The sequence below is a fragment of the Bradyrhizobium sp. CFUWI genome (assembly GCF_056429085.1).
This window is the reverse complement of the sequence record NZ_JBWJZE010000004.1, coordinates 332,408-348,446: the sequence shown is the minus strand read 5'-3', so window position 1 is coordinate 348,446 and position 16,039 is coordinate 332,408. Positions and strand designations below refer to the sequence as shown.

15 protein-coding genes are annotated in these 16,039 nt (G+C 61.9%); 9 read left to right on the top strand and 6 right to left on the bottom strand.

Annotated elements, in window-relative coordinates:
- The first annotated feature begins 82 nt into the window (after nucleotides 1-82).
- Nucleotides 83-718, top strand: a complete 636-nt coding sequence (locus AC066S_RS12045; protein ID WP_126259960.1) for a response regulator transcription factor — start codon at nucleotides 83-85, stop codon at nucleotides 716-718.
- A 206-nt stretch (nucleotides 719-924) separates the two neighbouring features.
- On the opposite strand, the gene AC066S_RS12040 is transcribed toward AC066S_RS12045, so the two are convergent.
- From AC066S_RS12040 to AC066S_RS12025, 4 genes are all read right to left on the bottom strand, one after another.
- Nucleotides 925-1,356 carry a hypothetical protein gene (locus AC066S_RS12040; RefSeq protein WP_478269756.1) on the bottom strand — a complete coding sequence of 144 codons (432 nt, stop codon included), beginning with the start codon at nucleotides 1,354-1,356 and terminating at the stop codon, nucleotides 925-927.
- Between the two features lie 162 nt (nucleotides 1,357-1,518).
- Nucleotides 1,519-2,100 (bottom strand): invasion associated locus B family protein, encoded by a 582-nt coding sequence (locus tag AC066S_RS12035; RefSeq protein ID WP_478269755.1) that lies wholly within the window; start codon nucleotides 2,098-2,100, stop codon nucleotides 1,519-1,521.
- Nucleotides 2,101-2,131: 31 nt separating this feature from the next.
- Nucleotides 2,132-3,019, bottom strand: coding sequence for an alpha/beta hydrolase family protein (locus AC066S_RS12030; protein WP_135170435.1), 888 nt, complete (start codon nucleotides 3,017-3,019; stop codon nucleotides 2,132-2,134).
- Nucleotides 3,020-3,030: 11 nt separating this feature from the next.
- Nucleotides 3,031-4,719, bottom strand: coding sequence for an aspartate-alanine antiporter-like transporter (locus AC066S_RS12025; protein WP_478269754.1), 1,689 nt, complete (start codon nucleotides 4,717-4,719; stop codon nucleotides 3,031-3,033).
- A gap of 135 nt (nucleotides 4,720-4,854) precedes the next feature.
- Between AC066S_RS12025 and AC066S_RS12020 the strand changes: the two genes are divergently transcribed.
- From AC066S_RS12020 to AC066S_RS12000, 5 genes are all read left to right on the top strand, one after another.
- Nucleotides 4,855-5,532: a YoaK family protein gene (locus AC066S_RS12020; protein WP_478269753.1), complete on the top strand. Its 678-nt coding sequence runs from the start codon at nucleotides 4,855-4,857 to the stop codon at nucleotides 5,530-5,532.
- The gene (locus AC066S_RS12015; protein WP_126259948.1) at nucleotides 5,532-7,235 is read left to right on the top strand and encodes a SulP family inorganic anion transporter; all 1,704 of its coding nucleotides are present in this window, start codon (nucleotides 5,532-5,534) and stop codon (nucleotides 7,233-7,235) included. Before AC066S_RS12020 ends, AC066S_RS12015 begins: the two co-directional genes overlap by 1 nt.
- Before the next feature lie 143 nt (nucleotides 7,236-7,378).
- Nucleotides 7,379-10,132, top strand: coding sequence for a decarboxylase (locus tag AC066S_RS12010; RefSeq protein WP_478269752.1), 2,754 nt, complete (start codon nucleotides 7,379-7,381; stop codon nucleotides 10,130-10,132).
- A gap of 19 nt (nucleotides 10,133-10,151) precedes the next feature.
- Nucleotides 10,152-11,852 (top strand): aspartate:alanine exchanger family transporter, encoded by a 1,701-nt coding sequence (locus AC066S_RS12005; protein ID WP_478269751.1) that lies wholly within the window; start codon nucleotides 10,152-10,154, stop codon nucleotides 11,850-11,852.
- 33 nt (nucleotides 11,853-11,885) lie between these two features.
- Nucleotides 11,886-12,320, top strand: a complete 435-nt coding sequence (locus AC066S_RS12000; protein WP_126259941.1) for a hypothetical protein — start codon at nucleotides 11,886-11,888, stop codon at nucleotides 12,318-12,320.
- A 72-nt stretch (nucleotides 12,321-12,392) separates the two neighbouring features.
- On the opposite strand, the gene ppk2 is transcribed toward AC066S_RS12000, so the two are convergent.
- Nucleotides 12,393-13,193, bottom strand: coding sequence for a polyphosphate kinase 2 (ppk2, locus tag AC066S_RS11995; protein ID WP_126259940.1), 801 nt, complete (start codon nucleotides 13,191-13,193; stop codon nucleotides 12,393-12,395).
- 28 nt (nucleotides 13,194-13,221) lie between these two features.
- Nucleotides 13,222-13,674: a hypothetical protein gene (locus AC066S_RS11990; RefSeq protein WP_126259938.1), complete on the bottom strand. Its 453-nt coding sequence runs from the start codon at nucleotides 13,672-13,674 to the stop codon at nucleotides 13,222-13,224.
- A gap of 184 nt (nucleotides 13,675-13,858) precedes the next feature.
- Between AC066S_RS11990 and AC066S_RS11985 the strand changes: the two genes are divergently transcribed.
- The 3 genes from AC066S_RS11985 to AC066S_RS11975 are packed head-to-tail and all read left to right on the top strand — an operon-like array spanning nucleotide 13,859 to nucleotide 15,933.
- A complete protein-coding gene (locus AC066S_RS11985) occupies nucleotides 13,859-14,269 on the top strand; it encodes a hypothetical protein (protein ID WP_478269830.1) in 411 nt (136 codons plus the stop codon).
- Nucleotides 14,262-15,497 carry an HlyD family secretion protein gene (locus AC066S_RS11980; RefSeq protein WP_478269750.1) on the top strand — a complete coding sequence of 412 codons (1,236 nt, stop codon included), beginning with the start codon at nucleotides 14,262-14,264 and terminating at the stop codon, nucleotides 15,495-15,497. Before AC066S_RS11985 ends, AC066S_RS11980 begins: the two co-directional genes overlap by 8 nt.
- Before the next feature lie 22 nt (nucleotides 15,498-15,519).
- Entirely contained in the window at nucleotides 15,520-15,933 is a 414-nt protein-coding gene (locus tag AC066S_RS11975; RefSeq protein ID WP_478269749.1) for a hypothetical protein, read from the top strand.
- Nucleotides 15,934-16,039 lie beyond the last annotated feature (106 nt).

Genomic DNA, 16,039 nt, shown 5'->3' with positions numbered 1-16,039 from the left:
TTCGTGCACGGAATGAGAAGCAGGGGTTGTTGTTAATTGGAAATTTGTTTTGCCGAAAGTTGTCGTTATCGGGAGTTCGGAATTGTCTCGCTTCGTCTACGTCGTGGATGACGACGCATCTTTTCGGACGGCCATCGAGCGGCGGCTGAAGCTTGCCGGATTTGAAGTGGCGACCTATGCATCGGCTCTGGATCTGCTGGAGTGTCTGCCTAGAAACGAACAGCAGGGATGCATCCTGCTCGATGTGCAAATACCGGGATTGAGTGGACCTGAGCTTCAGAGCCGCCTGCTCGAGCGGGGGTCATCGCTTCCCATCGTCTTTCTCACTGGCCATGCCGATACCCAGACGACCGTGCGGGCGATCAAGGCCGGCGCCGAGGATTTCCTGACCAAGCCTGTCTCGTCCGCGCAATTGATCGATGCGATCGAGCGTGCGCTGGCGAACCAATCCCAGGCTCGCAGTCTGCGCGACAAGCTCGATGGACTGCGTGCCCTGCTTGGCCTGCTGACGCCAAGGGAGCGCCAGGTCTTCGACCTGATCGTGCGCGGCAAGATCAACAAGCAGATCGCATACGATCTTGGAACGACCGAGCGAACCATCAAGGCGCACCGTCACCAGGTGATGGAGAAAATGCAGGCTCGGTCGCTGGCGGAACTGGTTTCCATCGCGGAACGTCTTGGACTGCTCGAAGCGAACGTCAACCTAGCGAGCCCGTAGGTATTTCAGTAGCTTTCCCTCATCGGGACAGCCGTGTTCCCAGGGACAATACAAAAGATTTGCGACAAGGTATTCTTTGGAGCGCGCTGGGTCTTTCGAGATTGACCGTGTGCAGGACACGCGATCCTCACGCCGCTTGATGGATGGCGTAGCGCATCGCAACCAACGACGTTGTATGGTCGCGTTGTGCGCGCACTGCTTCACCGCTATTCGACGGTTGCGTTCACTGTGATGACCGATCTGCCCGAGCCGAACGGACCTTTGCCTTCGCCATATATCGCAAAGGTGTCATTGCCCCTGTATCCGGATTTCGCGGTGTATCTGAAAGTCGTTATGTTGAGCTGTTTCAATATCCCGTGTGCAGGCTTGCTGGCAACGCCCGCGTTGTTCATTATGCCTGGAATTCGGATCGGGAAATTGCATGTTTCGCCGGACTTGATTGCGACATAGGCAGTCATGTCGACACCGAATACCGATGGATTGCCTGTGACCCGACAGTCGGACACGGCGAAAGCCGAAACCGGCGTAAGGCTGACGATCGCCGCTATGACCCACAACCGCATGTTGATCTCCCGTCTGGAGGTGACATCGAGGACAGTTGATTTCGAAGCGGTGAGACAACCATTGATATGAATCAAGAAGCCGGCCTGGTTCGCCGGAACGATTAATCGACAAATCGCTGCCGTGCCGCGCCTGTAGCTCGTCGCGATATTTGCTGCGACTGCACGCAGTTTGTCGATGGAGCAACGAAGTGAACACGATGAAGATCCGTGCAAGCGCGCCCCGAGCTGCCGGTCTTGCTATTCTTCGAGATCCTGCTCCAGCGTCTGCGCCGGCGCACCATTGCGAACGGACGCAAACCTTGCCAACGGCAGCGCGGTTGTCAGATTCAGAAGATTGGAATCGACGACCTCCAGCACGAGCCTCGTTCCGGCTTCCATCTCCTTAATGAGCTTCGGGTCGGCAACATCCGCGGCTATGCAGGCATTGGTCACGCACCAGCTATACGGCACCCGATAGGTGCCGCCCTGATCGACGCTCAGCTTGGCAGGGTGCCGCAGGTACATGCCAACAGGGACAAACATCTGTAATCGCGCCCTCTTGTCTCCTTCGCGCTCGATCAGGTCTATGCGCACTGCCAGCTGTCCGGTCGCAAAGCTGCCGGTGATCGACGTCCGGCAAAGCAGGGGCGCGCCACCCGCTTTGAAGCAGAGCTTTTTCCAATCGCCGTAGGTGATGTCCTTTGCCTCGCGCTGACCACGTGGGGCTTCGGCGGTCGTGGCGGTTTGGGGTTTCTGTTTTGCCGAGGCGATGCCGGGGGCCGCAGGGGTGGCAAGCAGGGCCATCAGCAGGATCGACAGGCAATGACTAGCATTGGTCATGGATGCACCTCTGGGATCGGCACTTGCGCGCTTATTTCTGCGCGTCGAGAAACTTCGCCACCAGCGGCGACCAGATCGGAATCGCGTCAGGTGAGCCAATCAGGAAATGTCCTTCGCTGCCGAACGACGGCACCAAATGGTACTCGGCCTTGCCACCCGCCGCGGTGAAGGCCTCATGCATTCGCTTCGACAGGTCGGGGCCGAAGAAGGTATCGTTTTCGATATAGATCCACAGCATCGGCACCCGCGACGTCCGGCCAAAATCAGCTGTCGCTTCGATCAGCTTGTCGGGCGCGCAATTGTTGTTCGGCTTGCCGCCGACGCGGCCACCGCGGCCTCCGGCAAAGATGATGACCGCCCTGACTTGCGGCGGGTTGACGCTAGACAGGGCGATCGAGGCCCAGCCACCGGCAGACTGTCCGACGACGATGACGTCCTTCGGTATGATGCGCTTCTCGGCTGCCAGGTAATCGATGATCCAGAGATCGACTTGAGCGACCGCAAGACCTGCGTCATGGAAATTGGGGTTGGTGCACTTGCCAATCTTGGAGAAGAACGGGCCGAATACCGCGCGCTCGGGTATGTCGATCGCGGCGGCGCCGTAGCCTGAACCGACTGGTGCCACCACCATGCTGCCCCGTTTGGCAAACCATTTCGCTGCATCACGGAATTCCACCAGCGGGAAAAAGCTGCGTTCCTTCGCATCGAGCGAGACGCCGTGGTTCATGATCACCAGCGGGAAGGGACCATTGCCGACCGGCCGGACGACATAGGCGAACATCGGCAAGGGCAGGGGCAGAGCCCAAATCTCTTCCTGGATGCGGATTGTCTCCGTCGTATCAGCGGAGCGGGCGGTGGGGGCCGCAGCGACGGCCACGAGAACTGCGGTCAGCCAGCGCAACAGGTGAATAGGACGCATGAGCGCTCCCCTCAGCCGGTGTAGGTGGCTGCCACAATGATTGGACCGAGCACGGTCAGGACCACGTTGCCGACCGCGTAAGGCACGGCAACCCCGAGCACAGGCGTCTGGCTCTCGGCGACCTCGCATGCACCAGTGACCGCGGCATCGACGGTCATGGCCCCGGCCAGTGCACCGCAGGTCACGACCGGATTCATGCGCAGCACGTAGCGGGCGAAGAGCGTCGCGACGATCAGCGGCACCAGCGTAATGACAAGGCCCATGCCGACCAGCAGCATCCCGTGCGCCTGGATCGCGGCCCAGGCGGCGGCGCCGTTGCCAAGCCCAATGGCGGCGATGAAGCCGCCGAGACCGAGATCGCTCAATATCTGCTGCGCGGCGGGTGGCAGCGCGCCCATGGTCGGACGGCGCGAGCGGAGCCACCCGCAGACCAGACCCGCAATCAGCGCGCCTCCGCCGCCGCCGAGCGTCAGTGCGACGCTGCCGATCTTGACGCTGACGAGGCCCGCAAGGAGGCCAACCGCGATCCCGGTGGCAAGGAAGGCGACATCGGTGCGGTCGCCGGCGCGCAGGATCTGGCCGACATTTGCGGCAGCCCGCTCGATGTTGCGCGTGCTGCCGACCAGGGTCATGACGTCGCCGACATAGACTCGCGTATCAGGGCTCAGCGGCACTTCGCGACCCATCCGGGTCAATGCGCGCAGGAACACGCCGCGCGCATTGCCGCCAACGCGTTCGGCCACGTCCTTGATGGAGCGCCCGTGAAGCTGGCGGTTGTCGACCAGCACCTCGACCACGTTGCCAGGGATCGCCTTGATGATCTCGTCCGCGTCGATCTCGGCGCCGATGATCGGCCTGGCCGCAACGATGGCTGCGGTTCGTCCCGTGATGACGATGTTGTCGCCGGCTTCGAGCGTCGTATCCAGATGAGGCTCGACGTCCACGCCCTGGCGGACAATGCGCTCGACCACAGTGCGGCTGCCGAGGTCTTCCTCGAGCGACTTGACGGTTCGGCCCGCTGCGGTCGAGACGAGATAGGCACGGGCCTGGAATTTTCGGTAGGCAAAATTCTCGGTCGATGGCGCTTCACCGCCTGAAAGCTCCGCCTCCAGCTTCCTCGCTTCGGTTTTCAGGTCGACCCTCATTAGTTTCGGCGCGACAAACGGCACGAAGAGCAGGGTCACGATGTAGCCAAGCACGTAGGTCACGGCATAGCCGGCGGCGATATTGGCTTCCTGCTGCTTCAACACGTCGCTCGGCAGGCCAAGCTGAGCCAGCGCGCCGGATGCGGTTCCGATCACCGAGGATTGGGTCAGTGCCCCCGCGGCGATACCGGACGCGGTGCCGGGATCAAGCTGAAAGCTGAAGGCAAATGCGAGCACGATAGCAAGCCCCGTGCCTCCGAGCACGAGCGCCATGGCGACCTGCGCCAGCGTACGCATGCTGAGCGAGGCAAAGAACTCCGGTCCGGACCGGTAGCCGATTGTGAACACAAACAGGCTGAACAGGATCACGCGCAGCAGGGACGGGAACGTGAAGGTCCCGAGTTGTCCGATCAGGACTGAGACGATCAGAATGCAGGCCGTGGTGCCGATCGCGAAACCGCGCAACCTGATCCGCCCGAGAAGGGTGCCGATTGCGATTGCCAGCAACAGAAAGATTTCCGGTGCGGCGGTGATGATCCACCTGACGGTATCCATGATCGCATTCCCCCGGCAGCTGCCACCGATTTGATTGGTGACCGCGGACGGTTTCTTGATCCAGATCAAGCCTTGCCGGCGACAAGGCGCGGCCAATCACGGCATGCGAAACCTGCCCCAGCCCGCATTGCCGCCATGAGTATTATGGAGGTCGCCTCTGGCGCGATCCGCCGCGACGAGACGGTCGAGATCGTTTTGCTGCTCGCCTTTGCCGGCGGCTTTATCGACGCTTATACCTGGATCATCCACGGCGTGATGGCGAACGCCCAGACCGCCAACCTGATTTTCCTCTGGGTCTATGCGACCGCAGGCGACTGGCCGAAGGCACTTCACTTCGTGCCTCCGATCCTGGCGTTTGCGGTCGGAATCGTGATCGCGGCATGGCTGCGCCGCATCGTCGGCGAGCGAGCCGGCGCAATCAGCACCTTGCTCGAGATCCTGTTGCTGATCGCGATAGGCATCCTGCACAACCGGCTGCCGGATCTCGCCGGCACGCTCGGCATATCGGTCGTCGCCGCCATGCAGGCCGCGGCCTTTAGCAAGGTCGAGGGCACGATCTGCAGCACGGTGATGATCACCGGCAACATGCGCCAGGCGATCGAGACGATTTTTGCGGTTGCGTCCGGAGGCGCGGCGCCAGGGACGTTGCGCCGGTCCGGTATCTTTTTCGCTCTGTGTGCGGTGTTCGGCTTTGGCGCAGCCGTCGGCGCCTTCGCCACCAAGGGCATTCCCGATCTCGCGCTCGCCATTCCCGTGGTCGCGCTGCTGATCGTTCTGCTGCGATGCGAGACGCCGCATCGCGAGGCGACGTGATGAAGGCCTCGCCCGAGCGGAGTTGGACCCGGCTCTTTCCGCCGGCGCAATGGCTCGCCGCCTATCGACGCGAGTGGCTGACTTCCGACGCCGTCGCCGGCATCACGCTCGCCGCTTACGCGATTCCCGTCTCGCTCGCCTATGCCGCGCTGGCCGGCTTGCCGCCCCAGATCGGCGTCTACGGCTACATGCTCGGCGGCATCGGTTACGCTCTGTTTGGCTCGTCACGGCAACTTGCGATTGGTCCGACGTCTGCGATCTCTCTGATGATTGCCGCCAGCGTCGGTGCACTCGCCGGTGGAGATGCAGCGCGCTATGTACAGATCGCAAGTCTCACAGCCTTCGCGGTGGCGGTGCTCTGTTTCATCGCGTGGCTGTTCAAGCTCAGCGTGCTGGTTCGCCTCGTCAGCGACAGCATCCTGATCGGGTTCAAGGCCGGTGCCGGGCTTACCATCATCATGAGCCAGTTGCCGAGCCTGCTTGGTGTCGCCGGCGGCGGGCACAATTTCTTCGATCGTGCCCTCAAGCTGGCAGGGCAACTCGGACATATCGACATTCTGGTGCTGACCATCGGCGCAGTCGCGCTATTGCTCCTCCTGCTCGGCGAGCGGCTTCTGCCGGGCAAGCCGGTCGGCATCACGATCGTGGCGCTCGCGATCGTCGTGGCAACGCTGCTCGGCCTGCCGGCGCTTGGTGTGCCCGTCACCGGAAAGATCCCCGAGGGTTTGCCGGGATTGGGGATGCCGGCATTCGGGCTTCTGCAGTTCGACGAGCTGTTTCCGCTCGCCGCCGGATGCGTCCTACTGGCTTACATAGAAGGTGTCTCTGCCGCCCGCAGCTTTGCCGCCAAGCACGGCTATTCCCTCGACGTCCGGCAGGAGTTCCTGGGGCTGGGCGCCGCGAACCTCGCGACCGCCTTTGGCCATGGCTACCCCGTCGCCGGCGGACTGTCGCAATCGGCCGTCAATGACAATGCCGGCGCACGAACGCCGCTGGCGCTGGTGATTTGCTCGGTGGCGCTTGGGCTATGCCTTCTGTTCTTCACCGGGCTGTTGACCAACTTGCCGAAGGCGGTGCTGGCGGCCATCGTCTTTGCGGCCGTTTACAGGCTTGTCGACCTCCGCGCGCTGCTGCGGATGTGGCAAGTCAGCCGGATCGACTTCTATGCCGCTGCCATTGCCCTGGTGTCGGTGCTGCTGCTCGGCATCCTCCAGGGCGTATTGCTGGCCTCGATTGCGTCGATCTTCCTGCTGCTCGCGCGAGCCTCGCGGCCGAACGTGGCATTTCTCGGCCGGCTGCCGGGAAGCGGTCGCTACTCCGACAGCGCGCGGCACGATGATGTCGAGCCGCTGGTCGGCGTCATTGCGTTTCGCCCGGAAGCCTCATTGCTCTACATCAATGCCGAGACGATCCTGGACACGGTGCTGGTCGCACTGCGGAACTCGCCGCGCCTCCACCTCGTAGTCTGCGACCTCTCGGCGTCGCCCTACATTGATCTCGCTGGCGCGCGCATGCTGCGCGACCTCAACGATGAGCTCGCGCTCCGCCACGCCAGCTTCTGCATCGTCGGCGCGCATGCGCAACTGCGGGACCTGCTGCGGGCGGAAGGATTGGCTGAAAAGACCGACAGCGGCCAATGGCTGCGATCGCTGGATGCCGTTTTGGGCGACGACCAGCACGCTTCGAGCAGGCGAACGCCATAGCGGCTCCGTGTTGCGATGCAACTGGCATCGCAGCGATCGCGGCCTGCTCAGAATGGCGCGACCGTTGACTTGGATCAATGGTGCATCCGGCGCCGCACCCACGATCCCGCATCAACCTTCGCCTCAGGGATCGGGAGAGACGCATGTCCAAAGACGCCAAGCCCACACAGAAGCGCATTGATCAGTTCTTTTCGGGCCCGGGGGCACGGGCAGACGATTGGCGTGATCTTGTCGACGCTGCGAAGACGTGGGCTCGCGGCGGCGACCGAGCAAAATACGATGCAGCACTGGCAGATCTCTCGGTCACCGAGGAGTTTCACGGCTATCCCGGCCTGCAATTGATGGCGGCGCTGCGTGAAGCGGCGGCCGCCGGCGATGGGGCAACATCGCTTGCCCTTGCGACCCGGATCACCCAGGCGTTGGCGACGCGATCCTTCCGCCAGCATGCCGGCGACTGGAGCGCGAAGGACGAAGGCAATGGCGATGTGCCCGAGCTGGTCCCACCGACCTTTGGTGCGCATACGACACGCAGGCCCTATTTCGAGACCCTGATCGTCACCGGGGTATCTCCAGGCCAATGGCCGGCGCTCGCTGCCGAATGGCGCAAGCTGCGGCGCCCGGTCGATGCTTTCATTTATGAGCCGGTCATCGTCGGTAGCCTCGAAGACGCCTTCTGTGCGACGATGCTCAATCCCAACATCGGCGCTGTCATCATCAACGAGGGATTTGGACTGCGCTCGCGGCATAACGCGCCGGTGCTCCGCTCGATCACGGCCACGGCAGGCCTCAACGACGAGTCCGACGCGTCCGCGCTGCGGCTTGCCCAGATCATCAAGCGTGTCAGGCCCGAGCTCGATCTCTACATGATCTCGAATCGCGACGTCGAGGAGCTCGCCGGAAACCCCGAAGCCAGCGTGGTCCGTCGCATCTTCTATTCGGTTGAGGAACTTCTGGAGCTGCATCTGTCGATCCTCGAAGGCATCCAGGATCGCTACGATACGCCGTTCTTCGACAATCTGAAGAAGTACGCGCAGCGCCCGATCGGGACGTTCCACGCGCTGCCGATTGCCCGCGGCAAATCCATCTTCAAGTCGGACTGGATCCGCGACATGGGCGAATTCTACGGCCCGAACCTGTTCCTGGCCGAAAGCAGCGCGACCACGGGCGGCCTCGACAGCATGCTGGAGCCGACCGGCAACATCAAGAAGGCGCAGGAGAAGGCAGCGCGCGCGCTCGGCGCTGATCGTGTCTTCTTCGTGACCAACGGCACCTCGACCTCGAACAAGATGGCGGTGCAGGCGCTGCTTGCGCCGGGCGACATCGCGATTGTCGATCGCAACTGCCACAAGTCGCATCATTACGGCATGGTGCTCGCCGGCGCTCAGCCGCTCTACGTCGAAGCCTTCCCGATGACCGAATATTCGATGTACGGCGCCGTACCGCTGAAGACGATCAAGCAGGCGCTGCTTAGCGCCAGGGCCGACGGCCGGCTTGAGCGGGTCAAGATGCTGGACCTCACCAACTGCACCTTTGACGGCCATATCTACAACACCCGCCGAGTGATGGAGGAATGCCTCGCCATCAAGCCCGACCTGATCTTCTTGTGGGATGAAGCCTGGTTCGGCTTCGCGCGCTTCTCGCCCTTCCTGCGCCGGCGCACAGCCATGGGGGCCGCCAACGAGATCGAGGCCTGGATGCACGATCCGAAGTCGGTCGCGGCCTATGAGAAGCAGCGGGCCGAGCTCGGCAAGACTCCGTCGGATGACGCGCTGCTCAAGACACGGCTGATTCCAGATCCGCGCCAGATCCGGTTGCGCGTCTATCAGACCAACTCGACCCACAAATCGATGTCGGCGATCCGGCAGGGTTCCATGCTCTCGGTCAAGGACGTCGAATTCCACACCGTCGAGCAGCAGTTCAAGGAGGCCGTCTTTACTCACGCCTCGACAAGCCCGAACCAGCAGCTCATCGCCAGCCTCGACATCTCGCGGCGTCAGATGGAGCTGGAAGGGTATGGCCTCGTCGCCAATGCGATGGAGATCGCGCTCGCCATCCGCCACGCCGTCAACAACAACCCGCTGCTCTCGAAGTATTTCCGCATTCTTGGCGCCGACGTCATGGTGCCGGCGCAGTACCGCCAGAGCGGTTTCACCGATTATCTCGCACCGGGCGTCAACTGGGCGAATACGCTGAAGAGTTTGGACGAGGACGAGTTCTGCCTCGATCCGACCCGGATGACGCTGGTGTGCGGCACGGCCGGCTACGACGGCACCCAGTTCAAGGGCATCCTCGCCAACGAGTACAACATCCAGGTCAACAAGACCTCACGCAACTCGGTGCTGGTGCAGTCCAACATCAACAACACCCGCAGCGACGTCGCGCATCTGATCCGCGTCCTTGCCGAGATCGCGGGCGAGGTCGATCGCGGACTCGCGCAAGGCGGCGCCAACGCGAAGAAGACGTTCGAAGCCCGGGTCAAGAGCTTGATGACCGACGTGCCTGACTTGCCGAACTTCTCGCATTTCCATCCGAGCTTCCGCGGCGATGCCGGCACCAAGACCAATGAAGGCGACATCCGCAGCGGCTTCTACGCCGCCTATGACGTGGTGGGCTGTGAGCACATTCGCCTCAACGATCCCGAGATCGACCGGCGGCTGAAGGCCGGGCCCGAGCTCGTCTCCGCCAATTTCGTGATTCCCTATCCCCCGGGCTTCCCGATCATGGTGCCGGGGCAGGTCATCACCCAGGAGACGATCGACTTCATGCGCAAGCTCGATGTGAAGGAGATCCATGGCTACGACGCCAAGGAGGGGCTGAAGCTGGTGCGCACCGAAGCCTTGGCGAAGCTCGGCAGACCAAAGCCGACGGCAACGCCGAAGCTCAAGGCCGCGTCATAATCCGTTAGAGGGGACGACCATGCAGCCGTTCTTTACATTCTTGCAGCAGAATCCGTATCTGTTGCTGTTCTTCGTCGTCGGGCTCGCCGTTTATATCGGCCGGGCCAGCATCAAGGGCTATGGCCTCGGTATGGTCGCCGGTGCCATCGTCGTGGGCGCCGGGCTTGCGGTCTGGTCTTCGAGCTACGGCGTGAAGCTCGAGCTGAACAATTTCACCAAGAGCTTGTTCTACTATCTCTTCATGTACGGTGTCGGCTTGCGGGTCGGGCCTTCCTTCCTCAACAGTTTGAGGGGAGACGGCATCAAGTTCGTGTTCCTGGCGGTGGTGTCGAGCGTTCTCGGCCTCGCGCTGGTCGTCATGTTCGCCAAGCTTTTCGATCTCCCGACTGGCGCCGCCGGCGGCATGTTAGCGGGCTCGCAGACCATGTCGGCTGCGATCGGCTCGGCTGAACAGGCCATCACCTCGGGTGTCGTCAAGCTGCCTGAAGGCATGAAGCCCGAGGATGCGACGGGCATGATCGCGCTATCCTACGGTATCACCTACATCTGGGGTACCGTCGGCATCATCCTGATCTGCAAATACCTGCCGCGCTGGTGGGGCATCGATGCCAAGGCGGCGGCGAAAAAGTACGAGAAGGATTTTGGCGTCAAGGATCTCGAGGGCGGCGGCCTGACCGGTTATCGGCAGTTCGGTCTGCGTGCCTATCGACTGGAAAATCCGGCGCAGGTCGGCATGAGCATCGCCAAGTTCCGTTCGATCCATCCGGAGTACCGCATCGTCAACGTGGCGCGCGGTGGCGAGCCACAGGGAGCCGATCCCGATCTGGTGCTGCAAAAGGGCGACGTCGTCGCGCTCGGCGGCACGACCGAGCATCTCACCGACAAGATGGGCCTGATCGGGCCCGAGGTGGCCGATACCGCGGCGCTCGGCATTCCCATGGATCAGGCGGATATTCTTGTCACCAACAAGGAGATGGTCGGACGGACCTTTGAATCCTTCCGCGACACGGCGATCGCCGGCCAGTTGCAGGTCACCAAGGTCGAGCGTGGTGGTGTACCTTTGGCCGCCGGTCTCAAGACCGAACTGCAGCGGATGGACATCGTCTCGGTGGTCGGCCTCAAGTCGGCCGTCAATGAGCTCGGCGAGATGTGGGGACGCATTGCGCGGACCAACACGTCGACCGACCTGTTGACGCTGGCCGTGGGCATGATCCTCGGATTCCTGATCGGCCGGATCGAATTCCCCGCGTTCGGTGCCAAGATCGGCCTCGGCAATGCCGGCGGCCTGTTGCTGTCCGGCGTGATCGTATCTTCGATCGTGTCGCGGTTGCGCTTCTTCGGCAACACGCCGAACGCGGCGCGCAACGTGCTGGAGGATCTCGGGCTCGTCGTCTTCGTGTCCATCGTCGGCATCAATGCCGGTGCCGGACTCCTGGCGCAACTCACCGGCGCGATTGCCTTGAAGATATTCATCGCCGGCTTCATCGCCTGCACGATCCCTCCATTCATCGTCTGGGCGATCGGCTTCCATGTCTTCAAGATCAACCCGGCCGTGCTGATGGGCGGCGTTGCCGGCGCTCGGTCGCATTCCGGGCCATGTCGTGAAGCGGCAGTCGAAATCCAGAGCACGGTACCCTGGATCGGATTCCCGGTCGCCTATGCCGTCTCGGGCATCCTGCTCACCGTGTTCGGCTATTTCGCAATGATCCTGGCTCAATAGCCGACGCAACAAATCAAAAGGGAAAGTGACATCATGAGAAAGCTTGCTATCGGCGCCGTACTAGCTACCTCGCTCGCCGTCGTTGCCGGTTTCAGCACGCCATCGCGTGCCGACACCGGCCAGGTCGCCGTCGTCTTCACCAAGGGCGGCTTCATCGTCGGCGTCGGTGGCGGCGAGGGCGTGTTGCTGTACCGGGGCAAGAAGTATCCGTTCACTGTCTCTGGCATGAGCGTGGGCTTCACAATCGGTGCCTCCACGACCAAGTTCGTGGGTCGGGCCCTCAATCTCAGAGGGCCGGCATCGATTGAAGGTTCCTACGCTGTGGGCGGAGCAGGCGGGGCCGTCGCAGCGGGTGCAGGTGCCGTGCAGCTGCAGAACGCCAATGGCGTGATTCTTCAACTCAGTGGTCCGAAGATCGGGGCGGAAGTCTCGGCTGCAGTCGGCGGCGTCACGATCCGTCTGAAATAGGCAGAGCAAACGGGCTCACAACAAAACGGGCCGCGCCACCGCAGCCCGTTTCATTTCGGGATCCAGGGCGTTTCAGTATCGCTCTTCAACGAATTTCAGACCACGCAGGCTGGCCTGGTCGTTATAGCGTCCCTTATGCGACCGCGAAGGCAGGTTGACCTTCTCCCGCTTGATCTTCTTGTAGGGAATGGTCTGCAGGATATGCGAGATAGCGTTGAGGCGCGCGCGCCGCTTGTCGTCGGAGCGGATCAGTCGCCACGGCGCATGCTTGGTGTCGGTCGCCTCGAACATCATGTCGCGCGCGCGGGAATAGTCGTACCAGCGGCCGAACGACTCGGTATCCATCGGGCTCAGCTTCCATTGTCGCAGCGGATCCTCGATGCGCGCCTGGAAGCGAAGCTCCTGTTCCTCCATCCCGACCTCCAGCCACAGCTTGATCAGGACGATGCCGGCGTCCACCGCGAATTTCTCGACCAGAGGGCACAATTCCAGGAAACGCTTGTGCTCGGTGGGCGAGCAGAAGCCCATGACATATTCGACGCCGGCGCGGTTGTACCAGCTGCGGTCGAAGATTACGATTTCGCCTCCGGCCGGAAATTGTTCGATATAGCGTTGCATGAACAGCTGGGACTTCTGCCGGTCGGAGGGCGCGGGCAGGGCGCAGACGCGGAACACGCGGGGGCTCACCTTCTCGGTCAATGCCTTGATCGTCCCGCCCTTGCCAGCGGCGTCGCGGCCCTCAAAGATGATGATCACCTTTAGTTTCTGGGCCTTGACCCATTCCTGAAGATGGCAAAGCCCGACCTGGAGCTTCTCCAATTGCTTCTCATAGTCCTTCCGCTTCATCCGCTCCGCGGGCTCGCCCTTTGCCATCCGGTCCTCTCACCAGTTCGAGCGGCACTCAATCCCCCCAGGAGATGACGATGCCGATATCGCCCGGTACGCCGCCGGGAAAGTCGATGATCTGATACGCGATGCGATAGCCGCGCGGCTTAAGGTAGTCGGTCCAGAGCTGGAATATCTCCTTGGGAATGCCGGTGAGCGTGTCCTCCCAGCCTTTTTCCATCTGGTTGATGGCCCGGCCCTTGTCGGTGCACAGCGTGTTGGGGAAACGATAGACCTGGACCTCGGTCAGGCCGTTCCGCACCGCACGCTGGATGATGGTCGAGGCCAGCTTGATTTTCTCCTCCTCGGTCTTGCCGGAAGGTTTACTGAGCCGTTCAATCAGTGCGCGTTTCTCCGCCTCGGCGGCCGCAGCGGCGCGCGCGTACGCGTCGGCCTTCTCGGCCTCCTTGAGGGCTGCTTCCTTCCGAATCTGAGTGGCATTGGGAATGAGATCATCGAGGCCGGACATGACTGACGGCTCCCTGCTTTGGGGTGTGTCCACTTATGCGCTGACGGAAGGCTAGGTCCGGGTGGAGACGCTCCCTTGATCCAGATCAAGAGCTGCCCTCTGCCAGGGAATGATCGTGACCGTAGCGGGCCGCGGTCGGCTCGGTCGCTTGTGGGAGATTATATTGGGCGAGCAGCTTCATCCGATGGCCCCGCATCATCTTCCCTTCTACCTCGCACCGGGAAGCGGAACCGACACGATGATGGTCGTGATGGGCGTGTTCCTGATCGGTACCGTGCTGTGGGTCGGCACGCTCTACTGGCGCCTACACAGCCTGCCGGAGCGTATGGCGCACAAGTCGCAGAAGCTGCAATTCGAGATCGTCGCCGTGCTTGGGATCATTTCGCTGTTCACGCACATGCACGTCTTCTGGATTGCCGGGCTATTACTCGCGATGATCGATATTCCAGATTTCGGCACGCCGTTGCGCAGCATCGCCAATTCCGTTGAGAAGATCGCCGATGCGGCGCCTGACGAAGAGGAGCCTGAGCAATCAGGCCCGACGCGTCCACCGGTGGTCAGTCCCGAGCGGGAGAAGGAGCGCGATCATGCTTGAGCTCATGATTTGCTCCCTCGTCACCATCCTGCCCGACTATCTCTACCGCCGCTACGGCCAGGGCAAGCGCTTCGGCAAGGAGATCACCTTCTTCTCGATCTGGTACGAGCTCCGTTGGGGCATCACCGGCTGCCTGATGCTGACGGTGTCGCTGATCACGATGATTTTTTACTTCCACCCGACGACGTCGTCGGCAACACTGTATTTTCGGACCGTGCCGATCCTGCCCGAGGGTTCGGGCCGCGTCGCCGACGTCAAGGTTGGCTTCAGCGCTCCCGTGAAGAAGGGCGACGTCCTGTTCACGCTCGATAGTTCGAAGCAACAGGCCGCGTACGAGACTGCGAAGCGAAAGATCGCGGAGATCGATGCAGCCGTGCTGGCGGCGCAGTCCGAGGTCGTCAAGGCCGACGCGCAGATCGGTGAGGCGAAGGCCAATTATCAGCAGGCCAAGGACGAGCTCGACGTCAAGACCGAGCTGCAGCGCCGCAATCCCGGAATCGTTCCGCAGCGCGACATCGAAAAGCTCCAGGTGCTGCTCGATCAGCGTCAGTCCAGCCTGGACGCGGCCACGGCAGCGCGGCAATCCGCCTCGCTGCAGGTATCCACCTTGTTGCCGGCGCAGAAAGCCAGTGCAGAGGCCGCGCTCGATCAGGCCCAGGTCGACCTCGACAAGACCTTCGTGCGCGCCGGCGTGGACGGCAGGGTCGAGCAGTTCCTTATTCGCCCCGGCGACGTCGTCAACCAATTGATGCGGCCGGCCGGCGTGCTTGTTCCGGAGGGCGCCGGTCGCAAGGCGCTGCAGGCGGGCTTCGGCCAGATCGAAGCGCAAGTGATGAAGGAAGGTATGGTGGCGGAGGCGACCTGCATCTCGAAGCCCTGGGTCATCATCCCCCTCGTGATCACGACCGTGCAGGATTACATCGCCGCCGGACAGTTTCGGTCCGGCGAGCAGTTGATCGAGGCTCAGAACAACGTCCGGCCTGGCACGATTTTGGTGTTCCTCGAGCCGCTCTACAAGGGCGGGCTCGACGGCGTAACGCCGGGCAGTAGCTGTATCGTCAATGCCTACACCAGCAATCACGAGGAAATCTCGGCCAAGGATACGCCGACCAGCCGGAAGGTCGCGCTGCATGTCGTCGACGGCGTCGGCCTGGTCCACGCACTCTTGCTGCGCATCCAGGCGTTACTGCTTCCGATCCAGACCCTGGTGTTCAGCGGCGGCCATTGAGGGCACAAGAAAGGCCAATCGAATGAGTTCACATCATTTCTTAATGGTGCTCGGCGCGATATTGGTCTCGCTGCTACTCATGTCTGGTCGCACTGATGCCTTGGACCTTAACGGGGCGTGGGTCAGCGATGCCGACAATTGCGCCAAGGTGTTTGAACGCAAGGGCGCGCAGCTTGGTTTTACCGACATGTCGGATGTCTATGGCGGCGGCTTCATCATCGACGGTGACCAGATCATCGGCAAGTTTGCGCGCTGCCGTATCAAGACAAGGAAAGACAGCGGGGCGAACGTCAACCTGATCGCTAGCTGCGCCACCGACATGATGCTTTCAAGTGTTCAATTCAGTTTGAAAGAGCTGGATGCGAACAGTCTCGCTCGCTTGTTTCCGGGTATGGAAGATATGGAAATTCGCTATCAACGCTGCCCCGCCAGATAGCGACAGGCTCGCTTCGCTTGATTCATGTCAAGCAATGCGGCGCAGAGGATGCGTTGAATTCCGTCACCTCGGGAGGATTGCATGAGCCAAGCAGCAACCATACGAA

Bases quoted from the DNA above. Each gene is read 5' to 3' on its own strand.
- AC066S_RS11990 (WP_126259938.1), bottom strand. From the start codon at position 13,674: ATGTCCGGCCTCGATGATCTCATTCCCAATGCCACTCAGATTCGGAAG.
- AC066S_RS12010 (WP_478269752.1), top strand. From the start codon at position 7,379: ATGTCCAAAGACGCCAAGCCCACACAGAAGCGCATTGATCAGTTCTTT.
- AC066S_RS11975 (WP_478269749.1), top strand. From the start codon at position 15,520: ATGAGTTCACATCATTTCTTAATGGTGCTCGGCGCGATATTGGTCTCG.
- ppk2 (WP_126259940.1), bottom strand. From the start codon at position 13,193: ATGGCAAAGGGCGAGCCCGCGGAGCGGATGAAGCGGAAGGACTATGAG.
- AC066S_RS12005 (WP_478269751.1), top strand. From the start codon at position 10,152: ATGCAGCCGTTCTTTACATTCTTGCAGCAGAATCCGTATCTGTTGCTG.
- AC066S_RS12015 (WP_126259948.1), top strand. From the start codon at position 5,532: ATGAAGGCCTCGCCCGAGCGGAGTTGGACCCGGCTCTTTCCGCCGGCG.
- AC066S_RS12030 (WP_135170435.1), bottom strand. From the start codon at position 3,019: ATGCGTCCTATTCACCTGTTGCGCTGGCTGACCGCAGTTCTCGTGGCC.
- AC066S_RS11985 (WP_478269830.1), top strand. From the start codon at position 13,859: ATGGCCCCGCATCATCTTCCCTTCTACCTCGCACCGGGAAGCGGAACC.
- AC066S_RS12025 (WP_478269754.1), bottom strand. From the start codon at position 4,719: ATGGATACCGTCAGGTGGATCATCACCGCCGCACCGGAAATCTTTCTG.
- AC066S_RS12000 (WP_126259941.1), top strand. From the start codon at position 11,886: ATGAGAAAGCTTGCTATCGGCGCCGTACTAGCTACCTCGCTCGCCGTC.
- AC066S_RS12020 (WP_478269753.1), top strand. From the start codon at position 4,855: ATGAGTATTATGGAGGTCGCCTCTGGCGCGATCCGCCGCGACGAGACG.
- AC066S_RS12035 (WP_478269755.1), bottom strand. From the start codon at position 2,100: ATGACCAATGCTAGTCATTGCCTGTCGATCCTGCTGATGGCCCTGCTT.
- AC066S_RS11980 (WP_478269750.1), top strand. From the start codon at position 14,262: ATGCTTGAGCTCATGATTTGCTCCCTCGTCACCATCCTGCCCGACTAT.